Consider the following 17,893-nt stretch of genomic DNA (forward strand, 5'->3'; position numbering starts at 1 on the left):
GCGCCGCCCGAGCCGGCGCCGCGCTTCGATGTCGCCCGGGTGGGCGCCCGCGGCATGCTGGTCGCCGCCGGCCGCGCCGCGCCCGGCGCCGAGGTCACGCTGCTCGAGTCCGGCCGCGACCTCGGCCACGCCCGGGCCGATGGCCACGGCGAATGGGTCATCCTGCCGGGCGACCCGCTGCCCCCCGGCCTGCGGGAGCTGTCGCTGCTGGCGCGCCTCGCCGGGGCGGCGCCGGTGCCGTCCGCCGAGACCGTGCTGCTGCTGGTGCCGGAGCCGCCGCCGGGCGCCCCGCATCCCCGGGGCCCGGCGCCGCCCGGGGCCGAGGCCCTGGCCGTGCTGCTGCCCCCGACCACGGCGGCGGCCGCCCCGCGCCCGCTGCAGGGCGAGGCGGTGCCGCAGCCCGGCCCCCGCCGGCTCTGGCTCGACGTGGTAGATTACGACGAGGCCGGGGGCATGCGCTTCGCCGGCAGCGCGCCGCCCGGCGCCCGGCTCCGGGTCTATGTCGGGGCGCAGCATGCCGGCGATGCGGTCGCCGATGCCGCCGGCCGCTGGACCCTGACGCCGGAGCAGCCGCCCGCCATCGGCCGCCATACCCTGCGGGTGGACCAGCTCGCCGCCGCCGGCACGGTGGCCGCGCGGCTCGAGCTGCCCTTCCTGCGCGACGCCAGGGCCGACGAGGCCTTCCGCGACGAGGCCCTCCGCGACGGCCGCATCATCGTCCAGCCGGGCCTCAGCCTCTGGCGGATCGCCCGTCGGGTCTATGGCCGCGGCCTGCGCTACACCGTGATCTATGCCGCCAACCGGGACCAGATCCGCGATCCCGGGCGGATCTACCCCGGCCAGGTGTTCAGCGTGCCGGACGAGGCGCCGCCGCAGGCCGTCTCCAACCGGTCGAGGTAGGGGTCCATCGCCAGGGCGAAGCGGACCATGGCGGCGACCAGCTCGGTCGCGGTCGGCGGCTCCGGCAGGGCGGCGTGGGATTCCAGCAGGATGCGGTGGTCCGGCAGCAGCCGGGCCTGCCAGCCCGGCGGCAGGCTGGCCGGGAGGGCGGCCATGGCCTCGAAGGCCTGCGGCCGGTCCGCCCCGGATTCGGCGGTGGAGGGGATGCGGGCCGCGACCGCGGCGAGGCGCACCGCTTCGGGCGAGAGCAGGGCCTCGCACCGGCGGCCGCGCCAGGCGAATTGCATCGCCGGCCGCACCCCGGCCTCCCGCGGCTGCAGGGTGCCGTCCCGGTCGACGGCGAAGGGCCCGAGGGTCAGGCCCCGGGCCGGGTTGGGCGTGGAAGGGCTTTGCATCACCGGCACAGCTTGCCGCACAGGCATGAACACACCATAAACCGCGCCCATGGCCCTTGGACAAAGTCTGCAGATCGTGCTCGCCCCGCCGCATCCGGCGGGCCGGCCCTTCCTTCTCATCGGCGCGGCGGTCGCGGTCCTCGGCGGGCTGCTGCTCGGCGCCTGGCTGTTCTGGCTGGGGCTGATCTTCGTCCTGTTCTGCCTCTACTTCTTCCGCGACCCGACCCGCGTGGCGCCGGAGCGCGAGAACGTGGTCGTCGCCCCGGCCGACGGGCACATCGTCAGCATCGTCCAGGCGGTCCCGCCGGAGGAACTCGGCCTCGGCCCGGCGCCGCGCTGGCGCGTCGCCATCTTCCTCTCGGTGATGGACGTGCACGTGAACCGGGTGCCGGCCAGTGGCACCGTCACCCGCATCGCCTATCGCCACGGCAAGTACCTCAGCGCCAACCTCGACAAGGCCAGCGTCGACAACGAGCGCAACGCCATCGCCATCCGCCTCACCGATGGCCGCGACCTCGCGGTGGTGCAGATCGCCGGGCTGATCGCCCGCCGCATCCTCTGCGACCTCCGGGAGGGCGACACGGTCCAGGCCGGCGACCGCTTCGGCATCATCCGCTTCGGCAGCCGCACCGACGTCTACCTGCCGGAAGGCATCCGTCCCGGCGTGATGGAAGGCCAGACGATGATCGGCGGCGAGACCATCATCGCCGACCTCACCCCGCCGAAGCTGGCGCTGTGAGCGGGACGGACCCCGGGTCCAGGCCGGGTCGCGGCCCGGGCGGCCGCTCCGGCCTCCGCGGCCGGCTGCGGACCCGGCCGCGCTACACGGGGCCCAGCTTCAACCGGCTCATCCCCAATATCCTGACCCTGCTCGGCCTCTGCGCCGGGCTGACCGCCATCCGCTTCGCCCTCGATGCGCAGTGGGAGAAGGCCGCCGTCCTCATCGTGGTCTGCGCCGCGATCGATGCGCTGGACGGCCGGCTGGCGCGGCTGCTGAAGGCGACCAGCCGGTTCGGCGCCGAATTCGACAGCCTGTCCGACTTCCTCTGCTTCGGCGTCGCCCCGGCGCTGATCCTGTTCCTCTGGACCCTGCACGACGGGCGCGGCCTGGGCTTCGCCCCCTGCCTGCTGTTCGCGGTCTGCTCGGCGCTGCGGCTGGCGCGCTTCAACGCCTCGCTGTCGGATGCACCGGCGCTCGCGCTGGGCGGGCCGCCGCCGGCCCCGGCCTATTCGCAGAATTTCTTCACCGGCGTGCCGGCGCCGGCCGGGGCCGGGCTGGTGCTGTTCCCGCTGTTCGCGGCGCTGGTGCTGCAGGACTGGGGCTGGGTGAAGCTGGCCGGGGCGGTGCGCCACCCGGTCTTCGTCGGCACCCTGCTGGTGGTGGTCGGCGGGCTGATGGTCTCGACCCTGCCGACCTGGAGCTTCAAGAACTTCAAGGTCCGGGCGGACTACGTGCTGCCGCTGCTGCTCGGCATCGGCGCCTATGTCGCGATCATGCTGACCGAGCCCTGGGCGGCGCTCGCCACCGGCGGGCTGATCTACGCCGGCATGCTGCCCTTCTCCGCCCGCAGCTACCACCGGCTGAAGCGCGAGGCGGATTCCCGGCTGGAGCCGGTCGCGGCCGACCCGGAGGAGGCGACCGGCTGACTGCGGCATCGGGGTGAAGGCCTGCGCTTCGGCCTTTCCCCCCATCCGGTAGCCAGCTAGGCTTTGCGGCAGAGAAGGCGGCACGACCCGCCCGCAACCCCCGGAGGGGCCTGCCATGAAGCTGATGTGGTTCCACCTCATGCCCTACACGGAACTCCCCGAGGATTTCCGCGAGGCGCATCCCTCGGTCTGGGTCGATATCCACTCCTCGCTCTTCGACCCGAAGCGCGCCCACCTCATGTACAACGACTTCATGGATGAGCTCGAATACGCCGCCGACTGCGGCTACGACGCCATCTGCGTGAACGAGCACCACTCGAACGGCTACGGGCTGATGCCGAGCCCGAACCTGATCGCCTCGACGCTGGCGCGCCGCACCCGGGACGTGCCGATCTGCGTCCTCGGCAACAGCCTCGCCCTCTACAACCCGCCGACCCGCGTGGCCGAGGAATTCGCCATGCTGGACGTCATCAGCGGTGGCCGCCTGATCGCCGGCTTCCCGGTCGGCACGCCGATGGACACCTGCTTCGCCTATGGCCAGAACCCGAGCCAGCTGCGCGAGCGCTACCTCGAGGCGCATGACCTGGTCATCAAGGCCTGGACGGAGAAGGATACCTTCGCCTTCAACGGCCGCTACAACCAGCAGCGCTACGTGAACATCTGGCCACGCCCGCTGCAGCAGCCGCATCCGCCCATCTGGATCCCCGGCGGCGGCAGCGTCGAAACCTGGCAGTGGTGCGCCGAGATGGACTACGTCTACTGCTACCTGTCCTACTACGGCTACAAGGCCGGCAAGGCGACCATGGACGGCTTCTGGGCCGAGATGGACCGGCTCGGCAAGGACCGGAACCCCTATCGCGCCGGCTTCGCCCAGGTCATCGCCGTCGCCGAGACGCGCGAGCAGGCCATCGAGCTCTACACCGAGGCCGCCGAGTATTTCTTCAACCGCTGCCTCCACGTCGACCCGCGCTTCGCCTCGCCCGCCGGCTACAGCACGGAGGCGACGCAGCGCGCCGGGCTCGAGAGCATGGTGAAGAAGGCGGCGAATGCGCAGACGCTGATCATGGGCGACAAGACCAACCGCGCCCTGACCATGGCCGACTTCGTCGACCGCGGCTACGTCGTCATCGGCTCCCCGGACGAGGTGGTGGACCAGCTCAACGCGCTGGCCGACGACCTCAACGTCGGCCACCTCATGGTGCTGATGCAGTTCGGCAACATGAACAAGGACCTCACCAACTACAACACCAAGCTCTTCGCCGAGCAGGTGATGCCGCGGCTGAAGACCCGCTTCGCCGAATGGGAGGACCGCTGGTGGCCGCAGCCGATGGCCGCCGGCGAGCGCGCGCCGGTCACCAACCTGGCCGCCGAATAGGCCGGCCGGGATGAGCGAGCCCGAGGTGCAGACCGTTGACCTCAACGGCTTCCCGACGCGTGTCTGGCGGAAGGGCAGGGGGGCGCCGCTCGGCATCCTCGCCGGCTTCGGCGGCCTGCCGCGCTGGACCCCCTTCCTCGATAGGCTGGCCGAGCACCGCAGCGTCATCGTCCCCTCGCTGCCCGGCTTCCCCGGCGGCGACCGCGGCCACAGCGTGCTGGACAGCCACCTCGACTGGCTGGTCGCCACCCGGCAGCTCCTGCTCGCCGCCGGGCTCGAGGGCGCCGACCTCGCCGGCAGTTCCATCGGCGGCTCGCTGGCCGCCGAGATGGCCGCGCTCTGGCCCGCCTCGGTCCGCCGCCTGGTGCTGACCGCGCCCTTCGGCCTGTTCGACGAATCCGATCCCCCGACCGACCCCTGGGCCCAGCGCGCCGACCGCGTCCCCGGGCTGCTCTGCGCCGACCCCGAGACCTGGAAGGCGCTGAAGGCCATGCCGGAGGGCGCCAATTCGGTGGAATGGCCGATCGAGCAGACCCGCGCCACCGAGGCCGCCGCCCGCATCTTCTGGCCGCTCGGCAATACCCGCCTGGAGAAGCGCCTGCCGCTGATCACCGCGCCGACCCTCCTCCTCTGGGGCGAGGCCGACCGCATCCTGCCGCGCAGCTACGCCGGCCGCATCGCCGGGCTGCTCGGCGGCCCGCACGAGACCCGCATCATCCCCAGCGCCGGGCACCTGGCCGAGCTCGACCAGCCCGATGCCGTCGCCTCCGCAATCCTGTCCTGGATAGGCTGACCCCATGCCCATCGATCCCGGCGCGCTCCGCGTCCTGCAACTCATCAAGGAGCTGGGCCGCCCGCCCCTCCATACCCTCAGCCCGGAGGAGGCCCGCGCCGCCTCCGCCAAGTCGCGCAGCGTGCTGCAGCCGGACGGCGAGGCGGTGGCCGAGGTCGAGGACCTGACCTGCCCCGGCCCGGCCGGCCCCATCCCGCTGCGCCGCTACCGCGCCGCCGGCACCGACGCGACCGAGATCCTGCCCTGCCTGCTGTTCCTGCATGGCGGCGGCTGGGTCATCGGCGATCTCGACAGCCACGACCAGCCCTGCCGCACGCTGGCCAATGCCGCCCGCTGCTGCGTCATCGCGGTCGACTACCGGATGGCGCCCGAGCACCTCTACCCCGCCGCGGTCGAGGACAGCGCCGCGGCGCTGCGCTGGGTCGCGGCCAATGCCGGGCGCCTCCGCATCGACCCGTCCCGCCTCGCGGTCGGCGGCGACAGCGCCGGCGGCAACCTCGCCGCCGTGCTGGCGCTGATGGGCCGCGACGGCGACGTGCCCGCCGTCGGCTTCCAGATGCTGCTCTACCCCGCGACCGACATGGCCGCCCGCCGCCCGGCCTATGAGCGCTTCACCGAGGGGCTGATCCTCACCGACCAGACCATGCGCTGGTTCGTCGAGCACTACGTTCCGGACCGGGCCCGCCGCTACGAATGGCAGGCCTCGCCGCTGCGCGCCGCCAGCCTCGCGGGCACGCCGACCGCCTATGTCATGACCGCCGGCTACGACCCGCTGGTCGACGAGGGCCTCGCCTATGCCCGGCGGCTGGAGGAGGACGGCGTCCGCGTCACCCAGGTCCACATGGCCGACCAGATCCACGCCTTCCTGACCATGGGCAAGTTCATCCCCGCCTCGGACCTCGCGCTCCGCCACGCCGCGCTGTCGCTGGCCTATCACTGGCAATACGGCGACGCCGCATGACCACCCCGAGGAAGGGCATGCTCGACGGCAAGTCGGCGCTGATCACCGGCGCCGCCTCCGGCATCGGCCGCGCCGCGGCGCTCGCCTTCGCCCGCGAGGGCGCCTGGGTCGCCGCTGCCGACCTCACGCTCGAAGGCGCCCAGCGCACCGTCGCCGCCATCGAGGCCCAGGGGGGCGAGGCGGTCGCCATCGCGGTCGACGTCACCGACGATGCCGCGGTGAAGGCCATGGTCGCCGCCGCCGTCGCCGCCTTCGGCGGGCTCGACTGCGCCTTCAACAACGCCGGCATCGCCCCCTACCAGCTCAACTCCGCCGGCGTGCCGGTGGCCGACATGGAGGAGCCGGCCTGGGCCCGCATGCTCGACGTCAACCTCACCGGCGTCTGGCGCTGCCTGCGGCATGAGGTGGCGCAGATGCGGACCCAGGGCGGCGGCGCCATCGTCAACACCGCCTCGATCATGGGGCTGGTCGCAGGGCCCGGCGCGGCCGCCTATGTCGTCAGCAAACATGGCGTCATCGGCCTGACCAAGGCCGCCGCCCTCGACCATGCCGGCGAGGGCATCCGGGTGAACGCGGTCTGCCCCGGCTACATCGAGACGCCGATGACCGAGGACACCATGCGCCGCCGCGGCGAGCGGATCATCGGCCGCACCGCGCTCGGCCGCATGGGCAAGCCGGAGGAGATCGCCGAGGCGGTGGTCTGGATGTGCTCCGACCGCGCCAGCTTCGTCACCGGCTCCGCCTGGACCGTGGATGGCGGCTACACCGCCCTGTAGGCCCTATCTGGCGAAGCGGTTCTTCAGCGGGATGGCGGCGAGCGACAGCGCCGCCAGCCCGAGCAGCGCCCCGATGATCTGCGGCGTCAGGATGCTCCGCAGCTCGAGCTCGCCGCCCGAATCCAGCACCGAGCCCAGCCCGGCGCCCGAGAGGCTGAAGACCGCCGTGCCCGGCAGGATCCCGAAGAGGGTGGTCAGCGCATAGACCGGCAGCCGGACGCCGACGAAGGCCGGCACCAGGTTGACCAGGAAGAAGGGGAACAGCGGCACCAGCCGCAGCACCAGCAGGTAGGACCAGGCGTTGCGCCGGATGCCCTCGGCCAGGCTCCGCCCGCGCTCGCCGAACCGCTCGAGCGCCGCCTCGCCGAAGATCGCCCGGGCAAAGAGGAAGACCAGCACCGCGCCGCAGGTCGCTCCCACCACGCTGAGCAGCGTCCCGAGCAGCGCACCGAACAGGAAGCCGCCGGTCAGCGTCAGGATGACCGCGCCCGGCACCGAGAAGGCGACCGCCGCGGCATAGGCCAGCACGAAGCCCAGCGCCGCCAGCGGCAGGTTGCCGCCGACCCAGCCGGTGAGTTCGGCCCGGTGCGTCCGCAGCGTCTCGAGCGACAGCAGCCCGCCCAGCCCGGAGAACCGCAGCCCGAGGATCACCGCGACCGCGCCGAGTCCCAGCCATAGCCGGCGGTCCCGCAGCAGGCGGGCGCCGCGCGAGCCGGCCTCGCTCAGAACTGGAAGCCGGCGAGCAGGAACATGCCGAACAGCAGGCCCAGGGCCGTCGCGCTGCCGAGCAGGTAGCGCAGCAGCCCGGTGGTGCCGGCCTGGCCATGGCGGGTGGTGATGGGGCTTGCCTCGATCATGTCCGACACCGGCTGATCCTCCTGGGTTGAGACGTGGGAGCGGCGTCCCGGGACGTCCAGGGCCGCTGTCGATTGTTGGTCGGCGTGGCGCCCGGGCCACCACCCACAGGGTGCATGCCATGATAGCATTACTCGTCCAGGGTGTATCCAGTGCGGTGAGCCGCTCGGCAAACTCGCTAACGAGGCGGAAACACCCTTCGTGCAAGTGGTCGAGCGCGAGGGAAGGCTATACACTATGGTGGAAGGTTCTCGGGGGCTGTTCGACCATGGAGCGTGAAATCGCAAGGGTGGCTGCTGCCTGCGACCTCAGGGCCTTCCGCTACCTCCCCTTCGCCGGCATTCCCTTCGACCCGGTGCCGATCATGGTCGCGGTGGAGCCCGCCGCCGAGGCCGTGGCGGAACCGGTGGCCGAGCCGCCGCCGGCCGCCGAGCCCGCCGCGCCGCCCGTCCTGGCGGCCGCGCCCCCGCCGGCCGCTCCGCCGGTGCCGGTGCCGGAAGCCGCGCCCGAGCCGGCCATGGCCCGGAGGCACCGGGCCGAACCGGCCGCGGCGCTGCCCTGGTCGCCCCCGCCCCGCCCGGCCCCGCCGCGGGAGGCCGAGCCGCACCGCTACCGCATGCTGCAGGACCTCGCCCTGGACCAGGCCGCGCCGGAGGCCGAAGCATCCCCGCCGCCGTACCGGCCCGGCCCGCGCCCGGCCATGCCGGCGCTGAAGGCGGCCTATCCGCCGGAGCCCGCCGCACCCTTCGACACCCTCTCGCAGCGGCCACTGGCCGGCGCCCCGCTGCGCGCACCCGGTACTCCGCCGCGCGGCACCCGGCCACGCCGCGCCTGGCCACGATAAGGGACGCCGCGGCAAGATGCCTCTGATCGCATTCGTTTCCCCCAAGGGCGGCGTCGGCAAGACCACGCTCGCCGCCCATGTCGCCGCGCTGCTGGCCCAGCGGGGCCACCGCGTCCTCGCCATCGACCTCGACCCGCAGAATGCGCTGCGCCTGCAGTTCGGCCTGTCCTACCGGGACGAGGCCGGCTTCCTCGGCGAGATCGCCCGCCGCCCGGCTTGGCGCCAGGCGGCGGTCGAGACCCGCGCCGGGGTCCGGGTCCTGCCCTATGGCACGGTCGATCCGATGACCCAGCTCGACACCGCCCAGGCGCTCTACCAGACCCCCGAACTCCTGGCCGGCCCGGTGCGGGAGATGCTGGCCGACCCCGACCTGGTGGTGGTGGTCGACAGCCCCCCGGGCCCGTCCCCGGCGATGGGCGCCCTGCTGCCCATGGTCGACCTCGTGGTGGTGGTGCTGCTGGCCGATTCCGCCAGCGCGGCGCAGATCCCGGCCATCATGACCAATCGCTGGCTCGGCCGCGGCCGGCTGGCCAGCCGCGCCGGGGAACGCGCCGTGGTGGTCATGAACCAAGTCGACCTCGACGCCCCCCTCGCCAGCGCGGTCTTCGACGGCGCCGCCGAGGCGCTGGGCGCCCGGCTCATCGGCGCCGTCTGCCGCGACGAGGCGGTGACCGAGGCGCTGGGCGACAAGCGCATGCTGCTCGACCCGCACGACGGCCCCGCCGCCGAGGACCTCGGCGCCGTGGCCGACGCCATCGCCGCCCGGCTGCGCCTGCCGCTCGGCGGCGCAGCCGGCGGGCGCCGCCGCAGCGGNCGCCCGCCGCCGCAGCGGCTTCTCCGCACTGTCCGACTGGGGCCTCCGATGAGCGACGCCGCTGCCTTCCCCATGCCGCCCGCCCCGCGCGACCGGCTGCTGCGCGGCGCGCTGGTCGCCCTCGGCCTGTTCGGCTGCCTGGTCTTCGTCACCCTGCCGATGCAGGCGGAGCAGCAGGCGCTGCTGACCGCCGGCGGCATCATCGCCTTCCTCGCGCTGAACCGCCTGAAGTCGCGCCGGATCGGGCTGGTGCTGGTGGTGATGTCCATCGCCATCACCTCCCGCTACCTGTTCTGGCGGGCGACCGAGACGCTGGAATTCGAGACCGTCCCGCAGATCGTGCTCGGCGGCCTGCTGTTCATGGCCGAGCTTTACGCCGGGCTGCTGATGTCGCTCTCCTACCTGCAGACCGCCTGGCCGCTGGACCGCAAGCCGGTGCCGCTGCCGGCCGACCCGCGCCTCTGGCCGACCATCGACGTCTACGTGCCCTCCTACAACGAATCGCTCGACCTGGTGCGGCCGACCGTGCTGGCGGCGATGAGCATGGACTGGCCGCGGGACAAGCTGAACGTCTACATCCTCGACGACGGCCGCCGCCCGGAATTCCGCCAATTCGCCGAGGACAGCGGCTGCGGCTACGTCATCCGCCCGGACAACCTCGGCGCCAAGGCCGGCAACATCAACCACTGTCTGCGCCACACCAAGGGCGAGTTCATCGCCATCTTCGACTGCGACCACGCACCGACGCGGTCCTTCCTCCAGCTCACCGTCGGCTGGCTGGTGCGCGACGCCCGCATCTCCATGGTGCAGACCCCGCACTACTTCTACTCGCCCGATCCCTTCGAGCGGAACCTGGCCCGCAAGCGGCCGGTGCCCAACGAAGGCCTGCTGTTCTACGGCGCCATCCAGCCGGGCAACGACCTCTGGAACGCCGCCTTCTTCTGCGGGTCGTGCGCCGTCATCCGCCGCACCGCGCTCGAGGAGGTCGGCGGCGTCCCCCACATCACCGTCACCGAGGATTGCCACTGCTCCCTGCTGATGCAGAAGCGCGGCTGGCACACCGCCTACATCCGCCTGCCGCTGGCCTCGGGCCTGGCGACGGAGCGCCTCGCGCTGCACATCGGCCAGCGGCTGCGCTGGGCCCGCGGCATGATGCAGATCATGCGGCTCGAGAAGACCATCGTGGCCAAGGGCCTGAACAACTGGCAGCGGCTCTGCTACTTCATGGGCGGCTTCGGCTTCCTGTTCGCGATCCCCCGCCTGATCTTCCTCACCTCGCCGCTCGCCTTCCTCTTCTTCGGCGAGAGCGTCATCGCCGCCAGCCCGCTCGGCATCATCGCCTATGCCGGCTCGCACATGTTCCACGCCGTCGCCACCACCGCGCGGCTGAACGGCAAGCACCGCCACTCCTTCTGGTCCGAGATCTACGAGGCCTCGCTCGCCTGGCCGTTGATCCCCGTCACCTTCAAGACGCTGTGGGACCCGACCAAGGGCAAGTTCAACGTCACCGACAAGGGCGGCATGGTCGAGGAGGGCTACCTCGACCTGCCCATGGTGCTGCCCATGGTGATCCTCACCGGGCTGCTGCTCATCGGCCTCGGCATAGGGATCGTCGGCATCATCATCACCGACAGCAGCACGCTGGAGTATCGCGCCTACCTGCTGAACACCATCTGGGCCGGGCTCTGCGTGATCCCCGCTTCGGCGGCCGTCGCGGTGGGCCGCGAGCGCGAGCAGATGCGCGTCCGCGCCCGCACCGACGCGGTGGTCCCGGCCACGCTGAAGCTGGCCAGCGGCGAGGCCATCAAGGCCCACAGCTCGAACATCTCGCTCTCCGGCGCCCGCATCACCCTGGCCCGGCCGCTCGGCGCCGCCGACGGCGACCGCGCCATGGTCGCCTTCGAGACCTGCGGCGAGGTCATCGAGGTCGAGGCCGAGGTGCTGCGCTGGGTGCACGACGAGGTCTTCCTGCGCTTCGTGGTCGACAACCTGGCCCAGGAAGCCGCCGTCGCCCGGCTCTTCTTCGGCCGGCCGGACGCCTGGCTGCACTGGGACGACTGGCCGGTGGACCGGCCGCTGCGCTCGCTGCTGAACGTGGTGCTGGCCACCGCCGACGCGGTCTTCCGCAAGTACCGCATCGCCTTCCCGAAGCAGCTGGTGCAGCGCCCGGTCCCGGCCGGCGCCGCCCAGGCCGCCCCGGTCCGCATCTCCGACGTGGTCGAGCCGCGCCGCCCGCGCATCGCCGCGACCGCCGCCGGCGCCGTGCTCGGCCTGCTGCTGCTGGCGCCGGAGGCCCTGGCCCAGTCGCGCCAGCCGCTGCCCTCGCTCAGCCCGCCGCCCGGCCTGGCGGCGCAGCTGCCGGCCGCGCCGGCGCCGATCCCGGCCCAGGCCGCGCCCGGCCGCGCCTTCCCGCCGGAGGCGGTGGACGGGGTGCGCGAGATCCGCCCCACCCTGCGCGAGCTCGGCCTCGGCGGGCCGATGCAGCTGCGCGGCGTCTCCGACCTGCAGGGCGTGCAGTTCGGCCTGCGCGCCGACGAGGTGGTGACCGAGGCCCGGCTGTCGCTGGCCGGCGGCACCTCCCCGGCGCTGATCCCGGCGCTGTCGCAGATCACCATCTCGCTGAACGACCAGTTCGTCGGCACCGTGCCGGCCGATCCGGCCCGGCAGTCCTTCGGCCCGCTCGACTTCCCGCTCGACCCGCTGTTCTTCAGCGAGATCAACCGGCTGAACTTCCGTTTCTCCGGCCGCTACGCGGTCGAGTGCAACGACCCGCTCTCCGGCCTGCTCTGGGCCACCGTCTCCGACCTCTCGACCGTCGCCATGCGGATCGAGCGGCTGCCGCCGCAGCGCGACTTGGCCCGGCTGCCGGAGCCGCTGTTCGACCGCCGGGTGCTGCGCGGCGCCCTGACCCTGCCGGTGGTGCTGGCCGAGGGCACCGGCCCTGCCGGGCTGCGCGCCGCCGCCGTCGCCGCCTCCTGGTTCGCGGTGCAGGCGGACTACCGCGGCGCCACCTTCCCGGTGGACCGGGCGCCGCCGCCGCGCGGCGACGCGCTGGTCATCGCGGTCGGCTCGGACGCCATCCCCGGCCTCGCCCTGCCGCGGTTCGAGGGGCCGACCATCGCCATGGTCGCCAACCCGAACGACAGCTACGGCACCCTGCTGGTGGTCGGCGGCCGCACCGAGCCGGAGGCCGCCGCCGCCGCCGCCGCGCTGGCCGTCGGCCGGGCGGCGCTGTCGGGCGAGGTGGCGCGGGTGGTGCAGCCCAGCATCGCGCCGCGCCAGCCCTACGACGCGCCGCGCTGGGTGGCGACGGACCGCGTGGTCACCCTCGGCAGCCTGGTCGAGCGCGCCGACCTGCAGGGCGCCGGCTATGCCCCGGCGCCGATCCGCGTGCCGCTGCGGACCTCCCCGGACATCTTCACCTTCCGCAACCGCGGCTTCCCGGTGGACCTCCGCTTCCGCGCCCCGCCCGGCCCGGTGGTCGACATCGGCGCCTCGCGGCTCGACGTCTCGGTCTCCGAGACCTACCTGCGCTCGCTGCCGCTCGGCGCCGGCGAGCTCTGGGGCCCGCTCGACTACCTCCGCCGCCAGGTCTTCGGCGATGCCGAGGTCCGCCGCGGCCATGCGACGGTGCCCTCCTACCTGCTGCTCGGCCGGGACGAGCTGCAGCTGCGCTTCGACCTCCGCCCGCTGGCGCGCGGCGAATGCGTGGCGACGCCGGGCGACCTGCGCGCCTCGGTCGAGCCGGACAGCACCATCGACCTGCGCCGCATCCACCGCCATGCGCGCATGCCCAACCTCGGCTTCTTCGCCTCCGCCGGCTTCCCCTTCACCAAATATGCAGATCTCTCGGGTACCGCTGCGGTGCTGCCGGAACGGCCGAGCGCGACCGAGATGCAGGTCTTCCTCGACCTGGTCGGCCAGCTCTCGGTGCTGGTGGGCCTGCCCGCCACCGGGCTGCAGGTGGTGCATGCGAATGCGCTGCCCTCGGTGGCGAACCGCGACCTGCTGGTCATCGGCGCGCTCGGCCGGGCGCCGGCGCTGGCCACCCTGCTGAAGGACACCCCGGTGAAGCTGGACGGCGAACGCCTGGTGCTGGCCCTGCCGGATGCCTTCCAGGACGTCCGGGCGCTGTTCCTCGACGCGCCCGGCCGCGGCGACCGCAACCGCGCCGCCGCGGCGCTCACCGACAGCGGGGAGGGGCTGGGCGCCATCATCGGCGCCGAGAGCCCGCTCGCCTCCGGCAAGTCCGTCGTCGCCATCACCGGGGCGACCCAGGCCGCCATGGCCGCCATGGCGCAGGCGCTGCGGGACCCGGTGCAGTCCCGCCGGATCCAGGGGGATGTCGCCATCCTCGCCGGCGGGCCGGTGGCGGCCTACAGCGCCATGCCGCGCTACGACGTGGGGACGCTGCCCTGGTGGCTGCTGCCGCAGCTCTGGCTCGGCAACCACCCCGAGCGCGCCCTGCTGCTGCTGCTGGCGGCGGCGCTGATGATGGGCGGGTCCTTCTACTGGATGCTGCGGCGCCGCGCGATCAACCGCCTGCGGGCGCGCACGCCCGTCGAGAAGGGGCACTAGGATGCGCCGCACCGCACCCCTCTGGGCCCTCGGCCTGGCCGCCGCCCCGGTTTGCGCGCCGGCCTGGGCGCAGCCGGCGTCCTTGCCCCCGCTGGCCGAGGCACCGGCAGGCGCGCCCGCCGCCGGCCGCGCCAGCATCGACCTGCTGGTTCGCCAGGCCGAGCGCTGGCTGGCGCAGGACCGCGCCGACCTCGCCGCGCTGTCGGTCGAGCGGGCGCTGCAGGCCGACCCGCGCAACCCCAATGCCCTGGCCGTCGCCGCCCGGGTGGAGGCGGCGCGCGACAACCGCGCCGCCGCCGCCGGCTACCTCGCCCGGCTGCGGGCCGCCGGCGGCACCGAGGAGCAGCGCGCCCAGGTCGACAGCGCCGTGCGCGGCGCCAGCATCGACCGCGCCGGCCTCGACCTCGCCCGCCAGCTTGCCCGCGACGGCAAGTCGGCCGAGGCCGCCTCCCGCTACCGCGCCCTGTTCGGCGCCGAGGGGCCGCCCGAGCAATTCGCCCTGGAATACTACCAGACCCTGGCCGGCACCGACGCCGGGGCCGAGGAGGGCCGCCGGGGCCTCGGCCGCATCGCCGAGCGGCAGAACGCCGACCCGCGCGCCCGGCTGGCCTATGCCCAGACCCTGACCTACCAGGCCGGCACCCGGGCCGAGGGCATCCGCCGCCTGGGCGAGCTGGCCGACCAGCCGGCCGTCACCACCGAAGCCCGCCGCGCCTGGCGCCAGGCGCTGCTCTGGAGCATCGGCGACCCGGCCCTGGCGCCGCAGCTCGAGGGCTACCTCACCCGCTTCCCCGACGATGCCGACCTGCGCCGCCGGATCGAGGCCGCCCGCCTGGCCGCCGGCCCCGGCGCCGCCGCCGATCCCGGCTCCGAGGCCCGCCGCGGCGCCTTCACCAGCCTGGAATCCGGCGGCCTGCGCGATGCCACCCGGCAGTTCGAGGCCGCGCTCGCCGCCAACCCGAACGATGCCGACGCGCTCGGCGGCCTCGGCGTCGTCCGGCTGCGCGAGGGCAAGCAGGCCGAGGCCCGCTCCCTGCTGGAGCGCGCCATGGCGGCCGACCCGGCCAAGGCGGCGCAGTGGCAGCGTGCGCTCGACGGCGCCAGCTACGGCGCCGAGCTGGCCGAGGGCCGCGCCCTGCTGCGGGCCAACAAGCTGGACGAGGCCGATGCGGTGCTCCGCCGCGCCATCCGGCGCGAGGCCGAGGACAAGACCGATGCCGAGACCCTGCTCGGCGAGCTGGCGCTGCGCCGCAACGACCCGGCCGCCGCCGAGCAGCGCTTCCGCACCGCGCTGGCCCGCCGCCCCGGCTTCGTCACCGCCCAGGCCGGGCTGAACCAGGCGCTGCGGGCGCAGGGCCGGGTCTCCGAGATCATCGCCGTGGCGGCGCCGCGCAGCCCGCAGTCCGCCGCCGAATCCCAGGCCGCCGAGATGCGCGCGGAGGCCGCCCGCAGCGGCGACCCCGGCGTCGCCAGCGCCATCCTGCGCAACGCCATCGCCCTGGCGCCGGCCGACCCCTGGGTGCGGCTCGACCTCGCCCGTGCGCTGCGGCGCCAGGGCCGCGCCAGCGGCGGCCTCGCGCTGGTCGAGGGGCTGGCGGCGCGGGCCAGCGCCGCCGACAGCGTCATGGCCGCCGCGCTCTTCGCCGACGAGGACGGCCGCCCCGCCGATGTCGAGGCGCTGCTCGGCCGCATTCCGCCGGCCCGGCGCAGCGCCGACATGGGCCGGCTGCAGCAGCGCGCCCGCACCCAGGCCGAGGTCGCCCGCGCCAGCGCCCAGCTCCGCGCCGGCGGCGGGGAGGGGCGGCAGCAGCTGCTCATGCTGGCCGCCCGGCCGGATCCCTCGGGCAATACCGCCGCCGCGGTGATCCGCGCCTTCGCCGAGGTGAACGACCGCTTCGGCGCGGCCGAGGCCGCCCGGATCGGCCAGGCGGTGAACCGCACCGGCGGGCCGCGCGCCCAGGTCGCCATCGCCGGCGCCCTGCTCGGCGCCGGGCTCGAGGCCGAGGCGGCGGCGCTGGCCGATACCGCCGAGCGCGCGCCCGGCCTGCCGGCCGAGCAGAAGCGCGACCTCGCCTCGCTCCGCACCGGCATCGCGGTCCGCGCCGCGGACCGGCTGAACGACGCCGGCGACCAGGCCCAGGCCTTCGAGAGCCTGCGCCCCGCCCTGGCGGCCAACCCTGACAGCCCCGAATTGAAGCTGGCCCTCGCCCGGCTCTACCAGGGCGCCCGCCGCCCGGCCGAGGCGCTGCGCATCACCGAGCAGGTGCTGGCGCGCGACCCGCGCGACCTCGATGCCCGGCGCAGCGCGGTCGATGCCGCCGTCGCCATGCGCGACCGCGACCGGGCCGAGGCGCTGGTCGCCGAGGGGCTGGCGCTGTCGCCGCGGGACAGCCGGGCCACGGTGCTCGAGGCCCGGGTCGCCCGCGCCTTCGGCCAGGACAGCCGCGCTCGCCGCGCGCTGGAGACCGCCGCGGCGCAGCGCCAGCAGGAGCTCGGCCGTCCCGCCATCACCGCCCAGGCGGCGGGCGCGCCGCCCTCCAGCTTCCCCGGCCAGGAGAATCCCTTCGCCCGCGGCGGCGTGCCCGCGCCGGGCCGGCCGCAGTTCGTCGCCCTGCCCAGCGACCCGGTGGCACGCGACATCGCCGCGCAGCTCGCCGCGCTCGAGGAGCAGACCGCGCCCCGGGTGCTCGGCACCGTCGGCGGCCGCAGCCGCTCCGGCTCGGCCGGCATCGACCGGCTGCAGGAGATCTCCGGCACCTTCCAGGCCTCGGTCTCGCCGGGCGTGCTGGGCGGCCGGCTGAGCGCCACCATCAGCCCGGTCACCGCCGATGCCGGCCGGCTCGGCAGCGACCCGGGCACCCGCCGCCGCTTCGGCACCGGGACGATCAACCCGAATTCCGCCAGCACCAACAGCTCGGCCTCGGGCGTCGGCTTCGGCCTCGCCTATACCGCCTCGGACTGGCTGAAGGCCGACATCGGCACCACGCCGATCGGCTTCCACAGCACCGCCATCCTCGGCGGCGTCGAGCTCGCCCCGGCGGTCACCGACACCCTCCGCTTCCGCTTCACCGGCGAGCGCCGCGCCATCACCGACAGCCTGCTCTCCTGGTCCGGGGTGCGCGACCCCGGCACCGGCCGCTACTGGGGCGGCGTGACCCGCACCGGCGGCCGCGGCCAGGTCGAGATCCCGGTCGGCCGCGGCTATCTCTACGCCGGCGGCGGCTATTCGCAGTACCAGGGCGAGAACGTCGCCACCAACAACCGGACCGAGGCGGGCGCCGGCTTCGGCTATCCCATCATCCGCGAGGGCAATACCGAGCTCAGCACCGGCATCGACCTGGTCTACTTCGGCTTCGACAAGAACCTGCGCAACTTCACCTTCGGCCAGGGCGGCTACTACAGCCCGCAGAGCTATGCCGCGATCAACATCCCGCTGGAGTACCGCAGCCGCGTCGGCGACCTCAGCTACCGGGTCGGCGGCACCGTCGGCTACGTGAACTGGCGGGAGAATGCGAGCGACCTCTACCCGAACGACCCGGCGCTGCAGGCACGGGCGGTGCAGGCCGCCGCCGCCGACCCGACCGGCGCCACCGTCTCCCGCTTCCCCAGCCAGACCCAGAACGGCTTCATCGGCGGCATCCGCGCCGACCTCGACTATGCGCTGACACCGCAGCTCAGCCTCGGCGGCGCCTTCCGCTACGACAAGGCGGCCAATTTCGACGAGACCCGGGTCCTGCTGCGGCTGAACAACCGCTTCTAGGCCAGCCCCGCACGGCCGCCACCCCCGCCCAGCTGCGGCCGACCGGGCAAAAAAAAGGGCCGGCGGGGATGGGCGCGATGCCCATACCTGCCGGCCCGAGTGGCGATCCGTGCCCAACCCCAGGTTGCGGCACCAAATCACTGGGAGGAGACGTCCAAGGCAGCTGCCTGAACAAGAAGAGTATACACTGTCACG

13 protein-coding genes are annotated in these 17,893 nt (G+C 74.1%); 10 read left to right on the forward strand and 3 right to left on the reverse strand.

Annotation, left to right across the window (positions count from 1 at the left end; genetic code table 11):
- The coding region (locus QWZ14_RS12155) for a LysM peptidoglycan-binding domain-containing protein (RefSeq protein ID WP_290316936.1) at positions 1 to 900 on the forward strand (900 nt) is incomplete at its 5' end.
- Here QWZ14_RS12155 and QWZ14_RS12160 read toward each other — a convergent pair.
- Entirely contained in the window at positions 831 to 1,295 is a 465-nt protein-coding gene (locus QWZ14_RS12160; RefSeq protein ID WP_290316937.1) for a hypothetical protein, read from the reverse strand. The genes QWZ14_RS12155 and QWZ14_RS12160 overlap by 70 nt on opposite strands.
- Before the next feature lie 49 nt (positions 1,296 to 1,344).
- Between QWZ14_RS12160 and QWZ14_RS12165 the strand changes: the two genes are divergently transcribed.
- From QWZ14_RS12165 to QWZ14_RS12190, 6 genes are all read left to right on the forward strand, one after another.
- On the forward strand, positions 1,345 to 2,034 hold the full coding sequence (locus tag QWZ14_RS12165; RefSeq protein ID WP_290316938.1) for a phosphatidylserine decarboxylase: 690 nt from the start codon (positions 1,345 to 1,347) through the stop codon (positions 2,032 to 2,034).
- Entirely contained in the window at positions 2,031 to 2,942 is a 912-nt protein-coding gene (locus tag QWZ14_RS12170; RefSeq protein ID WP_408903675.1) for a CDP-alcohol phosphatidyltransferase family protein, read from the forward strand. Before QWZ14_RS12165 ends, QWZ14_RS12170 begins: the two co-directional genes overlap by 4 nt.
- Positions 2,943 to 3,057: 115 nt before the next feature.
- Entirely contained in the window at positions 3,058 to 4,317 is a 1,260-nt protein-coding gene (locus QWZ14_RS12175; RefSeq protein ID WP_290316939.1) for an LLM class flavin-dependent oxidoreductase, read from the forward strand.
- A gap of 10 nt (positions 4,318 to 4,327) precedes the next feature.
- Entirely contained in the window at positions 4,328 to 5,110 is a 783-nt protein-coding gene (locus QWZ14_RS12180; RefSeq protein ID WP_290316940.1) for an alpha/beta fold hydrolase, read from the forward strand.
- A gap of 4 nt (positions 5,111 to 5,114) precedes the next feature.
- A complete protein-coding gene (locus tag QWZ14_RS12185; protein ID WP_290316941.1) occupies positions 5,115 to 6,071 on the forward strand; it encodes an alpha/beta hydrolase in 957 nt (318 codons plus the stop codon).
- On the forward strand, positions 6,068 to 6,847 hold the full coding sequence (locus QWZ14_RS12190) for an SDR family NAD(P)-dependent oxidoreductase (RefSeq protein WP_290316942.1): 780 nt from the start codon (positions 6,068 to 6,070) through the stop codon (positions 6,845 to 6,847). Before QWZ14_RS12185 ends, QWZ14_RS12190 begins: the two co-directional genes overlap by 4 nt.
- Before the next feature lie 3 nt (positions 6,848 to 6,850).
- On the opposite strand, the gene QWZ14_RS12195 is transcribed toward QWZ14_RS12190, so the two are convergent.
- Together QWZ14_RS12195 and QWZ14_RS12200 are read right to left on the reverse strand one after the other, a co-directional pair.
- A complete protein-coding gene (locus tag QWZ14_RS12195; protein WP_290316944.1) occupies positions 6,851 to 7,498 on the reverse strand; it encodes a TVP38/TMEM64 family protein in 648 nt (215 codons plus the stop codon).
- Positions 7,499 to 7,569: 71 nt separating this feature from the next.
- Positions 7,570 to 7,713, reverse strand: a complete 144-nt coding sequence (locus tag QWZ14_RS12200) for a hypothetical protein (RefSeq protein WP_290316945.1) — start codon at positions 7,711 to 7,713, stop codon at positions 7,570 to 7,572.
- A gap of 257 nt (positions 7,714 to 7,970) precedes the next feature.
- Here QWZ14_RS12200 and QWZ14_RS12205 point away from each other — a divergent pair, with 257 nt between their 5' ends.
- From QWZ14_RS12205 to QWZ14_RS12215, 3 genes are all read left to right on the forward strand, one after another.
- Positions 7,971 to 8,546, forward strand: a complete 576-nt coding sequence (locus QWZ14_RS12205) for a hypothetical protein (RefSeq protein WP_290316946.1) — start codon at positions 7,971 to 7,973, stop codon at positions 8,544 to 8,546.
- 16 nt (positions 8,547 to 8,562) lie between these two features.
- Complete coding sequence (gene bcsA, locus QWZ14_RS12210) at positions 8,563 to 13,938, forward strand: UDP-forming cellulose synthase catalytic subunit (protein WP_290316947.1); 5,376 nt, start codon at positions 8,563 to 8,565, stop codon at positions 13,936 to 13,938.
- 1 nt (position 13,939) lies between these two features.
- On the forward strand, positions 13,940 to 17,698 hold the full coding sequence (locus tag QWZ14_RS12215) for a cellulose synthase subunit BcsC-related outer membrane protein (protein WP_290316948.1): 3,759 nt from the start codon (positions 13,940 to 13,942) through the stop codon (positions 17,696 to 17,698).
- Positions 17,699 to 17,893: the final 195 nt, after the last annotated feature.

The organism is Paeniroseomonas aquatica (assembly GCF_030409335.1).
Classification (GTDB): domain Bacteria; phylum Pseudomonadota; class Alphaproteobacteria; order Acetobacterales; family Acetobacteraceae; genus Belnapia; species Belnapia aquatica.